Below are 21,093 nucleotides of genomic sequence, written 5' to 3' on the forward strand. Positions count from 1 at the left end.
TGAAAATAAGTTTATCACCAAATGATTGCATATGCAATGATAAGGAGAAAAATAATGATACCAACACTGCGATTAATGGGAACACTCTCACGGATGATTATGAACGAGGGTAACCAACGCTTTGCCAAATATGGCCTGAATAGTAATCAATTTATTTATTTAATCCGGATCTGCGAGCAGCCTGGGCTATTTTTCAGTCAGCTCGCTGATCAGATGAAAATGGATCGTACAACCAACTATCGCGCCGTGCAGAATCTAATCAAAAAAGGGTACGTCATCAAAACGGCGCATCCTGATAATAAGAAGGTTCGTTGCTTGTATCCAACAAAAGAAGGGACCGCGATTTATCCAGAATTGCACGCTTATGAAGTCTGGTGTGCACAATTAGTGGGTGAAAAATTAACGACTGGTCAGCAGCAGCTACTGTTTGAAAGCTTGACACTGGTTGAAAAAAACGTTCAACAACACTTAGAAAGCTAATTGACAAAATAAATGCGCCAATATAGCTGATTTTTTTAGGCTGACAGTGTACGATGGTAATAGCTGAAAGTTTAGACCATGTACAGTTCAGATTAGCGTGAGACACGTTGATTTGTCTGGACGTGACTTAATTGGATTTTTAAGCAGAGTTCGGTTTATAAAGGGGATTAACTAATATGGCAACAACAGTAGTATTGGGTGGTGGCTACGCTGGGATGCGAGCCATCAAATTTTTACAAAAAGCACTTCCGAGTGACGATCAACTGATTTTAGTTGATAAAAGTGCCACGCATACGGAAAAAACAAATTTACATGAGGTCGCCGCGGGGACGATTGATCCAGATAAGATAACGTATGATATTCGGACAGTTATTGGCAAGACTGTTCAGTTTGTCCAAGCCGCAGTCAAGCATGTGGACATCGCCAAAAAAATGGTCAGTTTTGAAGATCACGCGGATCTTAGTTACGACTATCTGGTCTTAGCGTTGGGCTTTCAATCTGAAACATTTGGTGTGCCAGGTGCCGATACCAATGCCTTAGCAATGGATGATCTGGCAACTTCTAAGGCCGTTTATAAGCATATTGAAGCGACAATCAAAGGTTATCGTGAAACTAAGGATCATAATGATCTGAAGATTGCGGTCTGTGGCGCTGGGTTTACTGGGATTGAACTCTTAGGTGAATTGACCCAGTCATTGCCAAAGTTGCAGGAAAAATATCAAACACCCGCGATCAAGTTGGTTTGTTTGGAACGGATGCCGTCAATCTTGCCAATGTTTACGCAAGATCTACGCGATTATGCCTTGAGTTTCATGTCGAAACACGATGTTGAAATGATGTTAGGCTCATTGATTGCTGAAATCAAGCCAGGTGCCGTGGTATATAAAGATAGTGACGGTCAAAGTCATGAATTCACGGCGAATACCATCATTTGGACGGTCGGGGTCAGTGGGTCGCATGTGATTGCGGATTCTGGTTTTGAACAACGTCGTAATCGTGTCATGGTTCAACCAGACTTGTCATTAGCAGATCATCCAGAAGTATTCATCGTGGGTGATGTTGCGGCGGTCATGGCGCCAGATGCTAAGCGGCCTTATCCAACTACGGCACAAATTGCTTTAGCTTGTGGGGAACAAGCCGCCAAGAATATCGGCGCGTTACGCCACGGCAAAGCCACTGAGCCATTCGTCTATCATTCCAGCGGGACAGTGGCGTCATTGAGTGATCGTGATGGTATTGGCGAAATCTTTAGTAGCAACAAGCCAGTGCATGGCTATCCAGCATCCGTTTTGAAGAAAGTCATTACCGACCGCTCATTGGTTGAAAGTGCACATTTGAGTACGATGTTTAGCAAGGGTCGCTTCGATTTGTATCATTAAAAAGTGACATGAGTTAATCTAAAAATAGCGTCTAACAGTCTCAAATTAGAGGACAGTTGGACGCTATTTTTTTAGACTAAATTTCAGTTTTAATGGTTTGATGTTCGGTCTGACGTGCGACCCAAAAGATTGCCATAACGAGTAAAGACGCGTAGAACAAGGCAACCGTGATTGAAGTTTGCACCGGCATGTTTAAATTTGCCATTGACGGATGCTTAACCAGTTGTACAATGACCGAAATGTCGGTCAAACTGTGCAAGATAATCGGTAATGCAAGATTGTGCGTGCAAACATAAATGCCAGCAAATAAAGTACCCAAGAGCATGGCGAATAGAATTTGTGGCAGCACATAAGTCAATGAAATATGCGTGCTGTTCATGAGATGTAGGCCGCCGAAAAAGGCACTACTAATAAGAATACTAATTAATGGCTGGTTGGGAAATGAACGCGCCACGATCGGTAATAAGACGCCACGGAACACGTACTCTTCCGTAATCCCAATCAGTAAAACATAGCCTAAGTACAATAAGATGAGGGTGCTAAAAGGTAATTGCAGTACTCTGCCAATATTAGCCGCAAACAAGAGTCCAACGATTAGGATGGTTGGTAAGGCGAGGCACAGTTGCTGCCCCAAATGGTGTCCAGACCATAATTGGACAGGCACATGACCGACTAAACGGTTGAAGATCCAAACGCCAAACAGGACGAAGGCATCTTGAAAAATACCAACAAAATGAGTCGGTATCCAGTTGAGGCGTACGATCCAGGCTGCCCCGAAAAAGAGGGCAATGACCCAAATAAATAATAGCAGCGCTAACCCTAAGCCGCGTTTAAAGTGTTGCATGACGATCGCCTCCAAAGTGGTTGATTGTTTTTAGTTTAGCATGAATGGCCGTCAAAAAGGGTGACTCAGGAAAATTCCTAGTCACCCTTTTAGCGTTTAATGGTGCATCTTAAATTCTAAATAACGGTCGTTATATAGTCCGACTTTTTCTGGTGATAAATTTTTATAAATCTGTAAATGTTCAATCGTGCGATTATCTGGATAAAATTGCCGGTCGTTCCGAATAGCCTTAGGCAACAGTGCTTTAGCCTTCTTGTTAGGTGTGGCATAACCAATATATTCGGCATTTTGTGCCGCATTCTTGGGTTCACTCATGAAATTCAAAAAGGCATAGATGGCCTTGAAATGTTTGGCGGTCTTAGGAATGACCAAATTATCAAACCAAAGATTACTGCCTTCAGAAGGAACGACGTAATGCAAATGTGAATTGCTGTCCAACATTTCTGAAGCTTCACCAGACCAATCAACCGCAACGGCTGCTTCATTTTGAATCATATACATTTTAATTTCATCAGCGACCACGGCTTTAACATTGGGTGCCAACCGATTGAGTTTGTGCTCTGCGGCGAGTAAGGTAGCCGGATCAGTGGTGTTCATGGATTTACCCATGGAAGCCAGTGAAAAGCCCATGACATCACGTGCACTATCAATCAACATAATCTTGTTTTTGTATTTCTTTTCCCATAGGTCTTGCCAATGTTGAATACTGCCAGGCTTCACGAATTTGTCATTATAGATGATTCCCAAGGTGCCCCAGAAATAGGGTACTGAGTAGCGGTTGTTGTGATCAAAAGCCAGATTCAAAAAGCGAGGATCGTAATTTTGCATGCCGGTTAACTTGGATTTGTCTAAAGGCAGTAAAAGTTTAGCGGCTTTCATTTTTTCAATCATATAGTCGCTGGGAACGGTCAAATCGTAACTCGTGCCACCTTGCTTGATCTTGGTAAACATGGCTTCGTTGCTATCGAAAGTTTCAACATTCACGTGATAACCGGTCTCTTTTTGAAACTTGGTTAACAGGCTAGGATCGATATAATCCCCCCAAGTATAAAGGTTCAGGACTTTCGCCCCGGTACTTCCTGTACTTGATTGTAGACGATGTGCCCCGAAAGCCAACAAACCACAAACGACTAATAGGCCGACAATGACACCAAATAGCTTCTTCATTTGCGACGCCCCCTAACGTTGGAGCGATGCCGACTACTGTACTGATTGATGAAGTAGTAGCCGATAACGAGGACTAGGGCCATGAGGAACATCAGGCCAGATAGTGCGTTGATTTCCAAATTAATTCCTTGGCGTGCACGTGAGTATATTTCAACGGACAGTGTCGTAAAGCCATTTCCAGTCACAAAGAAGGTGACGGCAAAGTCATCAAGGGAGTAGGTTAAGGCCATGAAAAATCCGGAAAAGATTCCCGGCATGATATAGGGCACAATGACTTGGCTCAAAAGTTGCCAGTTATTGGCGCCTAAATCTGCCGCTGCATCCAGCAAACTGGTACTCATTTCTTGGATCTTCGGTAGCACCATCAAAACGACAATTGGAATCGAGAAGGCAATATGGCTGAGCAAAACAGAGCCAAACCCCAATGGAATCTTTAAGGCTGTGAAGAAGATCAAAAAGCTCGCACCGATAATGACATCCGGTGACACCATTAAGATGTTGTTCAAAGCCAAAATGGTATTTTTTGTCACCGGACGGGTGGTGTTATTGATGCCTAAAGCGCCCAAGGTACCAATCGTTGTTGCTAATAAGGATGATAATAGCGCAATTAATAATGTGTCTAAGAAAATGGCAATTAAACGACTGTCTGCAAATAGATCCTGATAGTGTGCCCAAGTGAAACCATGAAAATTAGTCATGGTGTCGCCCTTACTGAAAGAGTAGACCACTAAGAAAATAATTGGCGCATATAAGACAATAAATACTAACCAGAGATACAGATTACGCCATTTAAATCGTCGTTGGGTCATTTCGTCAGCCCCTTTCGTGTATGGCGTTTACCACTACCGCCAGTGAGCCACATGATAATGACCATGGCGACAATCAAGACGACGCCAATCGTCGAACCCATGCCCCAATTCATCGTCGTGAGGAAATGTTCTTCAATCGCTGTCCCCAGTGTGATAACTTTGTTCCCGCCAATTAGACGGGTCAACATGAAGAGGGAGAGTGACGGAATAAAGACTGCTTGAATCCCTGCTTTCACGCCTGGTAGCGTTAAAGGAAAGATGACTCGGCTAAAGGTTTGCCAATTAGTCGCCCCAAGATCACGGCTGGCATTGATATACGAGGGCTTTAATTCACTGATCGAGTTGTAGATCGGCAACACCATGAACGGGATCTGAATGTAGGCTGCGACAAAAATAAAGCTAAATTTTGTGAAAAGGAGTTGTTTAGGACCAATCCCCATAAAACTTAAAAATTGATTGGCAATCCCAGCTTGACTAAAGATGCCGATGAACGCGTAAGCCTTTAATAATAAATTGATCCAAGTTGGCATGATAATGAGCAATAGCCAAAGTTGCGGATGCTTGGTCTCATTGAGTAAATAAGCGGTTGGATAACTGATCAGCAACGTGGCTAACGTGATCAAAAAGGCATACCAAACCGAATTGACCGTCATCATTAGATAAGTGCTGGACGAAAAATAAGTTTGATAGTTGCCCAGCGTGAATTGACCATCAATATTGAAGAACGATTGATAGATCAATAAGAGCACCGGCGCAATGACAAATAGCAAAATCCAAAGGGTATAGGGGACAAAGTAAGCCGTATTGCGACTTAGTCGTTGTTTTCGTTGCATCGTTTATCCCCCCTAATCGTCTTCGTATTGTTCTAGCCGCGCATCAAAGGCCGCTTCGGTTTCGTGCAAGCGCATGACGTGGATATCTTGTGGGTCAAAGGTTAGCCCAATTGGTGTCCCTTCGTCAGCTGGATTGGTCGAATGGACGAGCCACTCATTTTGGTCATTGTCATAAGCGACAATTTCAAAATAATTGCCACGAAAGAGTTGCGAGTCCACGGTCACGACAAGTTTGCCTTGGCTGGCCGGAACGATATCTAAGTCTTCAGGCCGTAACACAATCTCAACGGCTTCGTTTGGCCGCATCCCAGCGTCGGCACATTCGAATGATTTGCCAACAAATTCGACGGTGTAATCTTTGAGCATTTTACCAGGGATAATGTTACTCTCACCGATGAAATTCGCGACAAAGTGATTGATCGGTTCGTCGTAAATATCCACGGGTGAACCTCCTTGTAAGATTTGACCGTTATTCATGACGAAGATCTCATCACTCATCGCTAAAGCTTCTTCTTGATCATGTGTGACGAACAAGAAAGTAATACCCAATCGTTGCTGCAAATCGCGTAGTTCATACTGCATGTCCTTGCGCAATTTTGCATCCAGCGCCGATAAGGGTTCGTCTAACAGAAGTACTTTGGGCTGCATGACTAACGCCCGGGCAATCGCGACCCGTTGTTGTTGGCCGCCAGAAATTTCACTGATCTCACGGTCGCCAAAGTCGGCTAATTGCACGAGTGCTAAGGCTTTTTGAACGCGCTCATCAATTTCCGCCTTAGCAACTTTATGTAGTTTTAAGCCAAAGCCCACGTTTTCGGCCACGTTTAAATGGGGAAACAGCGCATAGTCTTGAAAGACGGTGTTCACTTGGCGTTGATTCGCAGGCAGGTCATTGATTACTTGACCATCAAAATAAACTTGGCCCGCCGTAGCGTCCGTAAAACCAGCAATGGTGCGCAAAATCGTCGTCTTACCACAGCCTGAGGGCCCTAACAACGTGTAGAATTTTCCCGCTTCGAGTTCTAAATTAATGTCTTTGAGAATCTGATGATCCCCATAACTTTTACAGATATTGGTTAATCGAATGATTGGTTGTGTGTTAACCGCCAATTTGAAAGCCTCCTTCAAATGTTACAGATAGGACGCCGTCGTCACGAGGGTGAATGTACATGGGTCGGGACCCACATTCGTGAGTTGGTGCGCCTTAGTTGCGTGAAAGTACAAGCTATCACCGCGACTAGCGTGATAATCTTGCGAACCTAAATGTAAATTGAGCGTGCCAGCTTGGACGATAATTAACGTCTCCGCTGGCGAGGGCTCGAAAGGTTTGAAGCGACCATTGGGAGCTAAAGTGATTTTTACGGGTTCGAGTTCATTTTCATTCGAAGCCGGTATAAGCCATTTTAGTTGGTAACCAAGGGCTTCATCGTCAAAAGTGATTTGTTCGCTTGGGTGATAAACAATTTTATTCGTCGGCTGTTCCGGGGTGAAGAATTTTGCCGGCGTCTCACCGAGAACTTCGAGAATCGCGAAGAAAGTTTCCATTGAGGGGGAGGACTGGTTATGCTCAAGCTGAGAAATATAGCCTTTGCTCAAATCTGTCCGTTCGCCCAATTCTTCTTGGGTCAATTGTTTTTGCATGCGCAAGTTACGGATGCGTTGACCGATATCCATGACAATCACCTCTTTGTTTTGTAATAGTAAACAACAAGTTTAGTTTAAGCTTTAATTATTATAGCGAAAAAATTAGCGCTGACAAGTTAAAGTTTGGTGAAAGTAACTAGTGCGTGAAGCTGGAACGTAGTGGTTAAGCTTACCGGTCTTAATGTCAAAAAAACGGCCCAAGACACACCGGTCTTAGGCCGTGATTAATATTAAGTTAATCTGCGCGGTAAACGACTTCGAAGACTTCGCTAACCATCGGCGTGTCAGGTGTTAAAGACTGGCCGTGATCTTCCAGAGCAGGGGTGAATTCTTCGGTCTTCCGCTTCCGCCAATCACCGATCGTCCCATCGCCATCACCTTCATGATAAGCGTGTTCACCGGAGATCCGATAAAATGGGATTAGTTCAGAGACCACGGTTTTAATCACAGCGACTGGTTTCATGTCACCATTTAATAAGACGTTGTAATCGCCAACTTGCGGAATCGCAACTTGTTCGGCGGTGTAAGTATCAAGTGGCGTCGTGGTAGCGGTCTTGGTACCAGCCAAAATGGCATCGGCTAAGGCTTGAACTTGGGTCGGCTGGTTTTGTTCCCCAAACCAACGAGTTTGATAAGACGCCCCGTTGGTATTTGTTTCTTCATTGTAGTCTTTCCATAATTGTTCTGCTGATTGTGCTGGCATGACATTCACCTAATTTCAATAAGAATATTGAATTCACATTGATGTAACCGAATTCACAACCTAAGTATAGCATGTCAATTGATAAAGCGACACGTCATTTATCTTTTTCTGTTGTTTCGGTATTAGCCACAACGTTATTGACGTTTCAAGCGGGTAATTTTGCTATACTAGAGGTACTTTTTAGGGGGCTGATTTGGTATGGAAATTACATCAGTAAAAATGACCGATTTACCACAATTACTGACGATTGAAAAAGCTGGCTTTTCTGCGGCTGAAGCAGGCAGTGAAGCCGCGTATCGTGAGCGAATTGAAAAACTAGCTGCAACGTTCTTGGTGGCTCGTGATGGTGATGAAATTTTAGGCTTCATTGTAGGTCCGGCAGTTAAGGCCCGCTATATTGAAGATGAGATGTTTGCACAGACGCCAACTAATTTAGATCATGGTGGTCATCAACTTGTTTTTACATTGGCGGTTTCCCCGCTAGCACGCCATCAAAAGATTGGGAGTCAGTTATTGACGGCGCTAGAGAAGGTGGCACGATCGGCACAGCGTGAAAGCATGGCCTTAACTTGTTTGGCGCGGTTGGTACCATTTTATGAACGTAATGGTTATCATAATCAAGGTGTTGCGGATTCGAGCCATGCCGGTGAAACCTGGTATAATTTAGAAAAGAAATTGGAGTAAAAAATTATGAAATTAGCAACAGTACAAGCAGCCTTACCCAATTTTAAAATTCGGCTTTTAACGGATACTGATCAGGCAGAATTATTAGCACTAGAACAAAGTAATCCAACTTATCATCAATATTTTTCACCGAATGAGTTAACGTTAGCGGAAATTCACGATGATTTAACGGCCCATCCTGATGAGATTGAAGCTGCGCAGAAACAAGTTTTCGGATTCTATTTAGCCAATCATTTAGTGGCGGTGTTGGATATTTTGAATCAATATCCAGAACAAGATTTCTTGTTTATCGGTTTATTGATGGTTGGCAACCCTTATCAACGCAAGTCGGTTGGTAGTGTGATAGCCACTGGCTTGATGCAAGCGGCGTTAAAGAGCAATATTCATTGTATCCAGTTGACTCGAGTTTCAGCGGATACGGGAGTCGCTGCTTTTTGGAAAAAGCTAGGCTTTGAAGATGGTGATCAGTTGTTCTTGCCATTAGCCAACAATGGTCGTTTAGCAGTGACGACGATGACACGGGTATTAGTCTCATAAACGGTCTTAGTAATAGAAACAGCGTGAAGCCGATGATGGCATTCACGCTGTTTTTTTCGTTATTTAGCAGGTTGCAGCGGCTTTAGTTTTGACGTTTACGCCGAAGACCTAACAGGCCCAATGTGGCAGTTAAACTAACTAACATTAAACCGAAAAGTGAAGTAACTGTTGTCGTTGATTCGGACGTTTGTGGTAATGTTTTGGCTTTTTTAGTTGCTGGCAAGATAATTTGTTTATGATTACCGTGCTTTAGTGGGACGACAGTTGCTGAATGGTTGACAACCGAAAGCTTTTCTGGGAGGGTCGTTGCTGACGAATGGTCGGATTCTGTTGGTACCGTGGTTGGTACCGTGTTCGGCGTCGTAATGAAATCGCCAGTTAACATTGGTTGCGGTTGTGGCGTTGAGTCATTGTCGGCTGTTTGATTAGCAGCTAGTTCGGCCTCTGCTGCACTCATCGCTTCGTCAACTTCAGCTAGGCTGACTTTTTTATGGGATAAATCGGTTTTGGCAGTTGCTAGTGCGTCAGTGGCAAGTTTGACTGCTTGTTTTGCCGCTGACACGGCTTGATTAGCGGCATCTTCATCTGCTTGAGCAGCGAGTAAAGCGGTACTGGCATTACTGTAATCGTTTAGTTTGTTTTGTCGTTCAGTAACAGTTTGTTGGTCTTTGAGGGTGAGCGCTTGTGCAGCCTCGTAATTTTCTTCTAGTTGATTGACCTGCTTAGTTTTATCTGCCAAGTTTTGTTTAGCCGCGTCCAGCTTATTTTCTTGCGCTGTTAATTCAGTTTGAGCAGTAGCCAAGGTCTCTTTTGCTGTATTAGCTGCTTTGATTTCTTGTTGTTGCTTTTCTAGTGCCGTAATTTGGTTGTTGTAATTAGCAATATCTTGCTGAGAGGGTTCGATGGGAAATAAGTTAAGTTTGGGTTTTAAGGCATCAAGATTAGCTTGTGCTTGTTTCAACTTATTTTCGGCAGTTGCTAAGTCGGTAGTTGCTTGGTCTACAGCCTGAGTGGCATCATCATAAGCTTTTTTGGTCTTAATAGCATTAGCTTGAAGAGTATCAAGATTGTTATTGGTTTCTTTAGTAGCTGGCGTCGACTTAGTCGCTGAATCTAGGGCCTGCTTTGCCTGATCATAGTCACGCTTCGCTTTTGTTTGTTGGGTAGTGGCTTGCGTGAGCGTACCTTTTTGCGTGTCACGCGCCGTTTGTGCGTTGTTCCGTTCGGTGGTTGCTTTGGCTATTTTTGCGGCAATGCCATTTTGTATTTTCGTGTTTTTATCCACGATTGATTGGGATTGAGAAATGTTATTTTTTAGTTGATCGATCTTGTTAGTGATTTCTGCCAAACTAAGCTTATCTTTTGAGGCAGCTGTGTTTTTAGTGTTGAAGCCAGTTTGTGCCTGATTGAATTTGTCTTGAGCCTGTTTGAGGTCAACCGAACTGTTAGTGACAACCGATTTTTGGTTGCTTTCTGCGGTTTTGGCATCGTTCAATTTTTGATGAATGTCTTGTGCATTCTGAGTATCTTTCGTTACTTGTTCTTTAGCCTGATCTAAGTTATCTTTGGCAGTTAACAAGTGTTCTGGTGTTGCATTTAAGAGCTCTTTTTGAGCTTTGTCAGCGTTTTTTTGCGCGGTAGCTTGTTTTTTCTGTGTTGTCGTTAAATTAGTTGTTGCTGTCGTAACTTCCTTGGTCGTACTGTCAACTTTATCTTGAGCTTGATTGACACTATTTTGTACTATGGCGTGTTGACTAGCAACGTGTGCCAGTTTATGTTTAGCCGTCAAGGTATTAAGCTGATGGTCAGTCGTTTGGTGATCAGATTGTGAAACTGGTGCGGCAGTAGTGGCTGCATTCGCATTGATAGTTGCTCCTCCAAAAGCAATTATTCCTGCAAAAGTGGCAACCCCGGTTGTTATTTTAGTAACATTCTTATTCATGAAAAAAATTCTCCTTTTGATCATTTTTTTGTGAATCGACTGTTTAACTGTGCTGGTTGTTTTGCAACACAACCACAGCTTACCAGAACAATACATGTAATTGCTAGTTGATTTAGTCAATGATTAATCAGGGAACAGGATGATATTTATTTATTGATTAGTATGTTGTGAATCAACGGCCTTTCACGGTCAAAACTGCAAAGTGCAATATTTTTAAAATTTTTTCAGCATTGAAACAAGTTAATAATCACGAATTTTTCATAGCTATATTAGGTAAATGTGATTGCAGTGATTGTTTACTTTTAAGTGGTCGGTATTAATTATTGAATTAGTTCCTAACCTACTGATAGGTGCAATAGTTGCCATAAAAAGTGCAATTTAAATGACTATTTTTTTAAAATGGAGACATTATGAAATGAATTTTTTAGGATTTTGGGTAAGCTGAAAGTTCAAATAACGAGGCTTGATGTTAGTGGTTTGGGGTATAGTAAGTGAATTTAAATGGGATGTTTGGCAACTAATTTTATCGGGCAGAAAGAATGTGACTGGCTAGGAATAAAGCAACTCAATCGTAATTACTTGATATTGGGAATTCGATGATCCTAGGATAAAATCGGTAGCGCAAATTAGTTCGAACAATAGTCTAATAAACTATGGCTGTATGATACAGCTCATACGGGAAGCCACCTGCGCAAGTATTAAAAATTTTCTAACCGGATTCTTAAGCAATCGCTCTCATAAACTGATGTGAGTCGTGTTACACTCGTGATATCAAATAAATTGAAATGAGGATGTACCGATGATCAAACACTGGGGAATAGTGGATACTGAAATGTTGATTGCCGCGATTGTTTTACTCACCTTCGTCTTTTACTTCTTTGAATTGACAGCTAGTTTAGCCGTGAGCGCGATCACTTTTCCAATTAGTTTAGTCGTTTTGATGGGCATTATGGAATACGCGGCCCGGGAACTGCGACGCAAATAAGTTTAAAAGAGAGTGGGACAAAAGGCGATTTGCTACCGAGCATAGCCTAGAAAGTCGAATGATTGGTATTTTCAATCGTTTGACTTTCGTAGCTAAGCGGAGGTCGCAGCCTTCTGTTCCACGTTTCGGCTATAAATATTAGGAATACCAACAAGAGTCTGGGATTTTGTCCCAGACTCTTTTAGATTAAGCTAGTGGCGTAATAAAAGCATGATCCATAGTGTTATGACAAGTTTAATCGTCATCGCCCAAACTTCGAACTGCCAGCAATGGCGGTTTTTTATTTATAAAAAATTAAGTATTCACCACTTGTCTCTAACTGTATTGCATCGTACAATACACGTAGTACAGCATAATACAGTTACGGAGGTGACGGCATGGTTGTGATTAATCATGATAGTGGGCAACCGTACTACGCTCAGCTGGTGGCTGGGCTCAAACGTGAAATTGCACGCGGTATTTTACAAACGGATGACCAGCTGCCTTCGGTTCGTGAGATGGCTAAGGCGCACTTGCTTAATCCGAATACGGTCAGTAAAGCCTACAAACAGTTAGAAGCGCAGCAAGTGATTCGGACGGTCCCGGGCAAAGGAACCTATGTGAATGCCATTGATCCGGCGGTAGCACGGTCAGAACTACAACAAAAATTACAACAGTTAGTGTTGCAAGCCAGTCAAGCCGGGATCACAATTGCCGATCTGATCACTTGGTTAACGAAAATGGAGGGGCAGTCATTATGAGTTTGAAAGTCAATGGATTATGTAAGCAGATCAATCAGGAGCAGACGTTAGATCAAATCAGTTTTGAAGTCCAGTTAGGCCAAATCGTCGGGGTGATTGGTCGAAATGGGGTTGGGAAGACGACACTTTTTCGAACCATCAACGGTCAGTATCTCGCTGATCAGGGGCATATTACCATAGATGGTGAAGCGCTATTATCCCAGCCCAACTTGCGTACACAATTAAGCTTTGTTGATCCGCAAGCCAACTTTTTTAGAGGGGCAACCGCCCAGCAAGTTGCTTGGTACTATCAAGCCGCTTATCCCGATTTTGATCAGGATAAGTTTACGCAGTTACTAGCACGGTATCATTTAGCAAAAAATCAAAAGTTACGACATTTTTCGAAGGGGATGTTTGGCTTATTTACGATCATTCTTAGTGTGGCAACGAATGCGCCTTATCTATTTCTGGATGAACCCTTGGATGGGCTAGATGTCATTGTCCGGAAAAATGTGCTCAGCATTTTAATTGACGAAGCGGCCACACAAAAACGGGCGATCATGATTGCCTCTCATAATTTGAGTGAGTTGGAAGGGATTATTGATCGGGCATTAATGTTGAAAAAAGGTCGCTTGATTCACGATTACCAACTAGAAACCATGCGGTCACAGGCACGCAAGTTACAGTTGGTCTATCGAGATAAACAAATTCCGTCATTACTACGGGAACAAGGGCATATTGTCAGCGTTTCTGGACGGGTGATCGTGGTGGTCTTTGAGGACTTTACCCTAGCATTACAAACCGCGCTAACCGCGACTAAGCCAGTCTTTCAAGAAACTTTGCCATTATCGTTGACCGATTTATTTATGGCCAACTTAACGGATGCTGGCGATTATGAATTATTGTCATAGGGGGGAATCATACAATGAGTAATCATGAAATTAGACGGCTAATCTGGCATCGTTATCGCGCCATTTTAGGAACGGCAATCATAGTCTTGTTATTGACCGGATTAAAAGCGGCCAGTGATGTTGCGACAGCCGATGGGGCCACAATTGGCCGAACTGTACGTGCCTTTACAAGTGGCGGTTACACTGCGGAAATGAGCGGTAGCACAATGCTGATTGTTAATTTTATTGTCGTTTTGATTTTAGGTTGGCTGACTTTTATGTGGGACAACTACACTAACTTTAACCACTATTTATTTAGTCTACGGGCAACTCGACAACAGTTGTTCACCCAAAAATTAATTATCTTTGGTAGTACGATTATTGGCAGTTTTGTGATGATGCATTTGCTATTTTTAGGAACTGTACGTTTACTGATTCATCATGTGGCTAGTTATAACCTGAGTTGGGGACCCGAACTACGCTATTCATTCAGTCAGTTGATGTTCTTACTAGCCATGTATGCGATTGTGGCGACCATTGGCTTATGGTTAGGCCAAGCAGTGGCGAGTGCCTTATTTACGATTATTTCTATTCCAAGTTTAATTTTCGCACTGGAAGGCGCACTCAACCTATTTAGTTATGCGACTGGTGTTGATCCTAATCGCGCGAGCTACTTGGCTAGGTTGGATCAGTCAACTTGGTCTGGACTGGGCATCTTTACGATCGTGAGTGCCCTGATTATCAGTTTTTTATGGCTAATGGATTATTGGGCTTTTCAACATCTATCATTGGAAAATGCTGGTAACTTTATGTTGTTCCCACGCTTTCGACTGGCCTTCTTATGGTTAACGGTGATTTATTTGGCAGTAGCGGTGGGCTTTTCAACGTTTGGCCGGACAGTTTATGCCATTGTAATCAATAGTTATACTGGCGAAATTCCGTTCAGTATCAGTTTAATTATCGCTATTATCGTGGGTTATTTAACATGGAGCGTTGGGCGGTTACTTCTCTATCGTCCAGACCATGCGTGGGACGCTTTCAAATTCAAAAAATTAGCTTAATGACTATGCAGTTATTTTGCCGTTCCGGTTGGCCTGCACTGATGTTGCTCAGCTTGACCTAATCAGTGGTCTCGCTATTAGGTCAACGAAGAACGGGGATAACGAATCAATCAGGATGTACGAGGGCACGAAAAAGCGCCGCTACTAGCAAGCTAACTTGCTGAGTAGCGGCGCTTTTTGGCGGCAAATCGATTACATCTAAATAGTGAAGGTTTAACGAATCTTGTTTAAACGTTTAGCAACGGTCTTGATGTTGAGTAAATCCCAATCTTCCAAATTATGGGAAATGGAGTTATGACCCCAAGTTCCGCAGCCTAACGTTAATGATGGCGCAACATTGTCATATTTGAAACCAATTGCACCTTGAGATGAAGGTACATTGATCAAAGCTCGACAAGCGGTCATTTCAATGGCGAATTCATTCATGACTTTTTCGTCAGTGGTATGCAAGGTCGCAGTATGACCTAAGCCGCCCAATGATAGACTCCGCTTCATTAAATTGAAGCCTGCCTTGGTACTTTTGGCGTGAACCACTGCTAAAACAGGGGATAACTTTTCCCGTGAAAGCACTTGGTCACCACCAATATCAGGCAATTCAACAGCTAAGACTTTGGTGTCAGCAGGAACGTCGAAGCCGGCCCACTTGGCAATTTGCCATGGGGTTTGGCCAGCGACTTTCGGGTCGACCGCTTGTTTCTTTAAATTCATGACGGTACTCTCGAGGGCTTTGAAATGATCATCGCCGACGAAGTAGACGCCGTTATGGCTCAATTCTGTTTTGACTTGATCGTAAATACTATCATCCACGATTAAGTTAGATTCAGAAGCACAAATCATCCCATTATCAAATGACTTTGAGGTGATCACATCGCTGACTGCTTGTTTGACGTCGGCAGTTTTTTCGATGAAGCAAGGCACATTACCAGGGCCAACGCCTAAAGCTGGTTTCCCAGTGGAATAGGCGGTCTTGACCATGCCGGCCCCACCAGTAGCAATAATAGTTGCGACGCCCTTGTGGTTCATCAAAGCACTCGTAGCAGCCATGCTAGGAACTTTGATCCATTGAATCCAATCCTTGGGTGCCCCCGCAGCTTCGGCAGCATCACGGATGATCTTGCCGGTTTCAACACAGCATTTCTGTGCAAAAGGATGGAAACCGAAAATGATAGGATTCCGAGTCTTTAAAGCAAGCATCGCATTGAAAATGACGGTTGACGTTGGGTTAGTCACTGGTGTGACACCAGCAATAATTCCAACGGGTTCAGCAACCTTCGTAATGCCACTGACGGGATCGTCATTAATGATACCAACTGTTTTATCATCTTTAATGTAGTTATAGACATTCTTAGCAGCAAAGTCGTTCTTGGAAACTTTGTCACGGTAATTCCCACGGCCAGTTTCGTCAACGGCCATTGCCGCTAACATACCACGAGCAGCGTGAGCCGCATGGGCCATTGCAGTAACGGCTTCATCAATTTGATCTTGATCCATGACTTCCAAACGACTGGCAGCCAAAGAGGCATTTAACACTAGGCGATCAATTGATTGTTTAACTTCAGTTTTTGCATCAATTTCTTTCAACATCGAGTGGTTCCTCCTAAGCGATACGATACTTGTTGTTTATTTCACAAGTCCTATTATAAACACTTCTTCACAAATGTAAATGATAACTTTTTAGTTACAAAATAGTTTTGCTTACTTTTGGTAATGCCGGCCTGAACGCTTCTTATTGTGAAATTCAAGAAAGCGTTTACATTATTGATTTTAGGATAAATGGTTACTGTTTTCACAAACAAAAACGCTTATATTTTGTGGTTAGTTGATTACCATTACCAAAGTCGATATAAATAGGATAATATTTTTGAAAAGGCTTACAGCCTCAATGCCTCGGTGAGCCGCGGTCTTAGACGGGTTGAGTTGGTTAATAAATATCGCGAATCGGTTATCACTCCTAGGTAAAGTGTGCTAAAATGAATGTGATTCAAAAATCGTATCTCTTAATTAACCTAGGAGGGTTATTTTTATGTCATTTGTAAATGCTGTTGATATGACACAAGACGCATACAAGAACCATTACGCTATTGGTGCGTTCAACACTAACAACCTTGAATGGACTCGTTGCATCTTAAAGGGTGCTCAAGAAACAAACACCCCAGTTATTCTTCAAGTTTCAATGGGCGCTGCTAAGTACATGGGCGGTTACAAGCTCGTTATGGACTTAGTTGCTGATACTATGGAAAGCATGAACATTACCGTTCCAGTTGTAATGCATTTGGACCATGGTAACTACGAAGCTGCCAAAGAATGTATCGAAGTTGGTTTCTCATCAGTTATGTTTGATGGTCATGACTTACCATTTGCCGAAAACTTAGAAAAGACTAAGGAAATCGTCAAATTAGCTCATGCTAAAGGCATCTCTGTTGAAGCCGAAGTTGGTTCAATTGGCGGTGAAGAAGACGGTATCATCGGTGAAGGTGAATTAGCTTCAGTTGATGAAGCTAAGACTTTAGCTGCTACTGGTATTGATATCTTAGCTGCTGGGATTGGTAACATCCATGGTAAGTACCCAGAAAACTGGACTGGCTTACACTTCGATCGTTTACAAGAAATCTCAGACGCTGTTAAGATGCCATTAGTACTTCACGGTGGTTCTGGTATTCCTAAGGACCAAATCGTTAAGGCTGTTGAAATGGGTATTAGCAAAGTTAACGTTAACACCGAAAACCAAGTTGCTTTCGCTAACGCTACTCGTGCTTACATCGAATCTGGCGCTGACCAAATCGGTAAGGGCTACGACCCTCGTAAGTTATTGGCACCTGGTAAGAAAGCCATCGTTGATGTTATCACATCACGTATTGGCTGGTTCAAGACTCCAGCTGTTAAATAATTTGATTTTTGATTCAGAAGAGTCGACTCCGGTCGACTTTTCTTATGGCTTTTAAGATAAAAAAATGTCGTTTTCAATTGATCATTTCAATCAATTGGAAACGATTTTTTTGTCTCAAAAAAATAGCGTATGTACCGTTTTGCGCAAATATAATCACGTTTTGAACCCAGTAATCATTTGATAAATCTTTTCGGGCAGAATGGCGTAAATCAATTGCACATAGTCATAGTTTATCCTACAATAAGCTTATTGTATAAGCTTAGCTGAAACTGGATTATACAGGCGTTAGGAGGAGAGAATTATCTTTAAATTCTTTGTGCAACCACAAATTGATGTTGGAACGCATGCAGTTTATGGCTATGAAGCGTTACTACGAAAATCAAAGCAAGATGGTTGGACGGTGCCGACCAGTTTTCTGGAACTTTCAGTGGCCGAACAGGCTAAACTAATTGAAGCGACGGTCATTGAATTGGGTGCAAAAATTTCCAATCAATTTTTGGCTTTTAATCTTAATCGCGTTCAGTTTTCAGATCCGACGACTTTGGCGACCATCATTGCGTTACAACAAAAGATTTTACCAGTCCGCTTAGCGATTGAATTGACTGAAACGCCCACCTTGGCAGAAATGAAGCACTACAGTGAAACGTTGCATGCTCATGATATGAAGCTCGATCTAGATGATGTTGGCACGGATAATACATATGCAGACATTAAAGCATTTTTGCCTTACGCGGATAAGATTAAATTCGCGATGCAAAACTTTCGGATGAACGGCACCGCTGATCAGATTCCTAAACAATTAGCCTTTTGGGTGGCACAAGCCCGTAAATACGAATTAACCATGATCCTCGAAGGGGTCGAGGATGCCCGTGATCAGCAATTAGCTGCCGAACACGGGATTACGATTCATCAAGGTTATTTGTACAGCAAACCAGTATTGCCAAGCACAGTTGCCGATTAAGAGGCTCTTAGTCGTTGACTGGTATGGCATGCACTTAAAGAATCGACTTTAGAAACCATTCAGCGTTTTCTAAAGTCTAAAAAGCAACGGCTCGAATTTTAATTAATTCGAGCCGTTGCTTTTTAGGTTGGGTGGTTAAGCTTCGAGTGAATTGGAATCCAACATCGGTCCAGCAATTTGTGAAGGAAGATAGACTGAATTCAAGTAACCTAATTCGAGATTGTTAGCGGTATTTTGAATCAACGCTTGGGCCGTTTGATAATTGGCGACAATGAATTGTTGTTGATTCGGTTGTTGTAAGTAGTCGTGTAATTGCTCACTTGTCAGAAAATCTTCAGAGACGAATGGCACGGCGGTAATGTGATTGTCATGGACGAATTGATTGTAGTTGTCGCTCGCAATGTGACCAACTAACGCACAACCTTGCGGGAAATAATGATGCATCCACCAAGCAATCATGCTCTCGGTATTGATAAAGGTGTTGGTTTGAATCCCAGCACCATCAAAGAGTGCTACGCCGGCTTGTTGGCCACCTTGGTAGTCGATGGTCAGGCCAACGAGACCGTCGCGGCGGTAATACTGCTCTTGAGCCAGTGAACCGTCCGCATTGAAGAGGGCGTTGGCAGAAAGTAAGCCGTGACTATCGAAAAAGCTCCGCTTAGTCAATTGATTACCAGTGATATAACTGATTTCACCAATTAATTCCGGATTTTCTAGTCGATATTTAACTTGTAGTTGCCCGCTGTTATCCGACAAGATGACGTTTAAAATTTGTTGCGCGGGGTCCCATTGTTTCTTGGCAATGTTTTGAGGCAGCTTGACCGGCTCGCCCGTTAAATTACCCTGATTTTGAATCTGGTAGAGGGGATTGATGATAGTCAGGTGATCACGGTCTAAGCCGTTTTCGTTAGCCCACAAGTCAATTTCGGATGACAAATTAATGTCAAAAAGTTCTGAGTATAAGCCCACACGATTGGCGCCCATTGATAGGAGTCGTTGAACGGTCTGAACCAGCGCCACTGGATGTTTTGGTAAAAAGGCATCCAAGGCCACGGCATATTGATGGTGTTCATCGACTGGTAGTGGTAAGACACGATGAACAGTGCCAAACCAGTTCGCCAATTGACGTTCGTTGTGCTCGATTTGTTTGGTCAACTGTGCCAATTGTTCAGTGGATCGTTGCTTAGTCTGTTTCAATTGGTTCAATTGTTGTTCTTGACTCGCTAATTGTTTCTTTTGATCACGTTGTTCCGTTGAAAGTTGTTTTTCAGTCGCCGTTTGGGCGGATTGTGCATGCTTCAATTGTTCATTTAACTCACGTAAGTCAGTCTCGGCTTCGTGTGAACGCACATTGAGTTTGACGGCTTCAGCATCCGCTTGACTTTGTTGTTCAGCAAGCTGTTTCGTCTGTTTCTCTAAATTTTCTAACCGTTCACGATAGGCTTCGGCTAATGACAAAATTTTGAGCGGATCAGCTTCGGCGTGTAGCTTGGTCACGATCTCATCACGTGATTTGGTTAGTTTGTCCTTGGCGGCTTGCAAACTTTTCTGCCGTGCAGTGATGACTTTTAGTTGGTCCGCTAACGTACTTAACGTTTGCTTCAACTGTAATTGCGACTGGTTAAGCGATGTGATGCTGGTTTGATCTTTTTTTAGTTGGGCTTCAAGTTCAACACTGTCCAATTTTTTGAGCTCGGCTAGTTTAGTGGTCGTGGCTTCTAATGCTTGATTAGTCGTAACGATGGTTTGTTGAACCTTGGTTTTCGTTTGGCGCTGTTCATCTAATTCGGTAAAGAGTTGTGACTGTAACTGTGTACGAACTTGGTTGTAATCAGCTGTGATCGTCGTGATCTTTTTAATTAAAGTATTGAGATCATAGCTGGAAGTCGGTGTCGTGGCAGGCTTTTTTTCAACCGGTTTAGTGGTTGCTGCTGTCACGGTCGGCTTAGGCATAGTCGTCGATTTAACTTGTGGCGACGACTTCGCCTGAACTTTGAGTGCGTTCGTATCGTTAGTGACTTCCTTTTCTCTTGATTTAAAAAATTTCATTGAGACCCCTCCAAAAATAGCTCAACGGTCGTCATGACCATGATTAAAATTAGTTTTGGTGCTAAATATAAACTGCTAGTCGCCATTGCTGTCGATTGATCGGCACAACTAGACGTTCCCCATTAGTCTGAATTGCTGGGATTCCCTCATTAGTTTCGAAAATTAATTTAATAATTAAAAGTCATAATTATTAACCCGCTGAATGAAAAGAGTCGCCGATAAAACAGAATGATTCGCTGATAACCATATCATATTTAATTGATAAATACACGTAAATTATTAACAAGTCGTTGCTTTATTTCAATCTAATTATATTGTGTCACATAGTGAACGAAAATTTAGAGAATGATTAGGCGATGATTAAATAATTGATATTAAATTCTAAATCCGTATAAGCATGGGATTGTTGCTAACAGTGATTAGTAATCTGATGGTGTCAGGAAATGACTGTTGCTAAATAATTGATAATTTCAAAAAAATATAAAAATTTTTTTGAAATTATTTTGTCCTCGCTAATGC

General features: G+C 42.5%; 20 protein-coding genes. 10 read left to right on the top strand and 10 right to left on the bottom strand.

Annotated elements, in window-relative coordinates:
• The first annotated feature begins 54 nt into the window (after positions 1 to 54).
• Together RA086_RS01335 and RA086_RS01340 are read left to right on the top strand one after the other, a co-directional pair.
• The gene (locus RA086_RS01335) at positions 55 to 480 is read left to right on the top strand and encodes a MarR family winged helix-turn-helix transcriptional regulator (protein ID WP_308702130.1); all 426 of its coding nucleotides are present in this window, start codon (positions 55 to 57) and stop codon (positions 478 to 480) included.
• Positions 481 to 656: 176 nt separating this feature from the next.
• Positions 657 to 1,859, top strand: coding sequence for an NAD(P)/FAD-dependent oxidoreductase (locus RA086_RS01340; RefSeq protein ID WP_308702131.1), 1,203 nt, complete (start codon positions 657 to 659; stop codon positions 1,857 to 1,859).
• Between the two features lie 76 nt (positions 1,860 to 1,935).
• Here RA086_RS01340 and RA086_RS01345 read toward each other — a convergent pair whose 3' ends face one another.
• The 7 genes from RA086_RS01345 to RA086_RS01375 form a co-directional block, all read right to left on the bottom strand.
• Positions 1,936 to 2,703: a CPBP family intramembrane glutamic endopeptidase gene (locus tag RA086_RS01345; protein ID WP_308702132.1), complete on the bottom strand. Its 768-nt coding sequence runs from the start codon at positions 2,701 to 2,703 to the stop codon at positions 1,936 to 1,938.
• A 96-nt stretch (positions 2,704 to 2,799) separates the two neighbouring features.
• On the bottom strand, positions 2,800 to 3,870 hold the full coding sequence (locus RA086_RS01350; protein WP_308702133.1) for an ABC transporter substrate-binding protein: 1,071 nt from the start codon (positions 3,868 to 3,870) through the stop codon (positions 2,800 to 2,802).
• Positions 3,867 to 4,679, bottom strand: a complete 813-nt coding sequence (locus tag RA086_RS01355; protein ID WP_308702134.1) for an ABC transporter permease — start codon at positions 4,677 to 4,679, stop codon at positions 3,867 to 3,869. Before RA086_RS01355 ends, RA086_RS01350 begins: the two co-directional genes overlap by 4 nt.
• A complete protein-coding gene (locus tag RA086_RS01360) occupies positions 4,676 to 5,512 on the bottom strand; it encodes an ABC transporter permease (RefSeq protein WP_308702135.1) in 837 nt (278 codons plus the stop codon). The genes RA086_RS01355 and RA086_RS01360 overlap by 4 nt, the downstream gene beginning before the upstream one ends.
• A 12-nt stretch (positions 5,513 to 5,524) precedes the next feature.
• Positions 5,525 to 6,622, bottom strand: coding sequence for an ABC transporter ATP-binding protein (locus RA086_RS01365; RefSeq protein WP_308702136.1), 1,098 nt, complete (start codon positions 6,620 to 6,622; stop codon positions 5,525 to 5,527).
• Positions 6,623 to 6,643: 21 nt separating this feature from the next.
• Entirely contained in the window at positions 6,644 to 7,186 is a 543-nt protein-coding gene (locus RA086_RS01370; RefSeq protein ID WP_308702137.1) for a helix-turn-helix domain-containing protein, read from the bottom strand.
• Positions 7,187 to 7,391: 205 nt separating this feature from the next.
• On the bottom strand, positions 7,392 to 7,859 hold the full coding sequence (locus tag RA086_RS01375; protein ID WP_308702138.1) for an ASCH domain-containing protein: 468 nt from the start codon (positions 7,857 to 7,859) through the stop codon (positions 7,392 to 7,394).
• Between the two features lie 198 nt (positions 7,860 to 8,057).
• Between RA086_RS01375 and RA086_RS01380 the strand changes: the two genes are divergently transcribed.
• Both RA086_RS01380 and RA086_RS01385 read left to right on the top strand, forming a co-directional pair.
• The gene (locus RA086_RS01380) at positions 8,058 to 8,543 is read left to right on the top strand and encodes a GNAT family N-acetyltransferase (RefSeq protein ID WP_308702139.1); all 486 of its coding nucleotides are present in this window, start codon (positions 8,058 to 8,060) and stop codon (positions 8,541 to 8,543) included.
• Positions 8,544 to 8,549: 6 nt separating this feature from the next.
• Positions 8,550 to 9,080, top strand: coding sequence for a GNAT family N-acetyltransferase (locus tag RA086_RS01385; RefSeq protein ID WP_308702140.1), 531 nt, complete (start codon positions 8,550 to 8,552; stop codon positions 9,078 to 9,080).
• Positions 9,081 to 9,162: 82 nt separating this feature from the next.
• Here the strand turns inward: RA086_RS01385 and RA086_RS01390 are convergent, their stop codons facing one another.
• Positions 9,163 to 11,022: an LPXTG cell wall anchor domain-containing protein gene (locus RA086_RS01390; RefSeq protein ID WP_308702141.1), complete on the bottom strand. Its 1,860-nt coding sequence runs from the start codon at positions 11,020 to 11,022 to the stop codon at positions 9,163 to 9,165.
• 799 nt (positions 11,023 to 11,821) lie between these two features.
• On the opposite strand from RA086_RS01390, the gene RA086_RS01395 reads away from it, so the two are divergent.
• From RA086_RS01395 to RA086_RS01410, 4 genes are all read left to right on the top strand, one after another.
• Positions 11,822 to 12,007, top strand: a complete 186-nt coding sequence (locus RA086_RS01395) for a hypothetical protein (protein ID WP_308702142.1) — start codon at positions 11,822 to 11,824, stop codon at positions 12,005 to 12,007.
• A gap of 377 nt (positions 12,008 to 12,384) precedes the next feature.
• Positions 12,385 to 12,747 (top strand): GntR family transcriptional regulator, encoded by a 363-nt coding sequence (locus RA086_RS01400; RefSeq protein ID WP_308702143.1) that lies wholly within the window; start codon positions 12,385 to 12,387, stop codon positions 12,745 to 12,747.
• Complete coding sequence (locus tag RA086_RS01405; RefSeq protein ID WP_308702144.1) at positions 12,744 to 13,637, top strand: ABC transporter ATP-binding protein; 894 nt, start codon at positions 12,744 to 12,746, stop codon at positions 13,635 to 13,637. The genes RA086_RS01400 and RA086_RS01405 overlap by 4 nt, the downstream gene beginning before the upstream one ends.
• A 14-nt stretch (positions 13,638 to 13,651) precedes the next feature.
• Positions 13,652 to 14,677 carry a hypothetical protein gene (locus RA086_RS01410; protein ID WP_308702145.1) on the top strand — a complete coding sequence of 342 codons (1,026 nt, stop codon included), beginning with the start codon at positions 13,652 to 13,654 and terminating at the stop codon, positions 14,675 to 14,677.
• Positions 14,678 to 14,890: 213 nt separating this feature from the next.
• Here the strand turns inward: RA086_RS01410 and RA086_RS01415 are convergent, their stop codons facing one another.
• Positions 14,891 to 16,261, bottom strand: a complete 1,371-nt coding sequence (locus RA086_RS01415; RefSeq protein ID WP_308702146.1) for an aldehyde dehydrogenase family protein — start codon at positions 16,259 to 16,261, stop codon at positions 14,891 to 14,893.
• A gap of 439 nt (positions 16,262 to 16,700) precedes the next feature.
• On the opposite strand from RA086_RS01415, the gene fba reads away from it, so the two are divergent.
• Together fba and RA086_RS01425 are read left to right on the top strand one after the other, a co-directional pair.
• A complete protein-coding gene (gene fba, locus RA086_RS01420; RefSeq protein WP_308702147.1) occupies positions 16,701 to 17,564 on the top strand; it encodes a class II fructose-1,6-bisphosphate aldolase in 864 nt (287 codons plus the stop codon).
• Positions 17,565 to 17,880: 316 nt separating this feature from the next.
• On the top strand, positions 17,881 to 18,525 hold the full coding sequence (locus RA086_RS01425) for an EAL domain-containing protein (protein ID WP_308702148.1): 645 nt from the start codon (positions 17,881 to 17,883) through the stop codon (positions 18,523 to 18,525).
• A gap of 135 nt (positions 18,526 to 18,660) precedes the next feature.
• Here RA086_RS01425 and RA086_RS01430 read toward each other — a convergent pair whose 3' ends face one another.
• Complete coding sequence (locus RA086_RS01430) at positions 18,661 to 20,574, bottom strand: coiled-coil domain-containing protein (RefSeq protein WP_308702149.1); 1,914 nt, start codon at positions 20,572 to 20,574, stop codon at positions 18,661 to 18,663.
• Positions 20,575 to 21,093 lie beyond the last annotated feature (519 nt).

The sequence above is a fragment of the Lactiplantibacillus brownii genome (assembly GCF_031085375.1).
GTDB classification, from domain to species: domain Bacteria; phylum Bacillota; class Bacilli; order Lactobacillales; family Lactobacillaceae; genus Lactiplantibacillus; species Lactiplantibacillus brownii.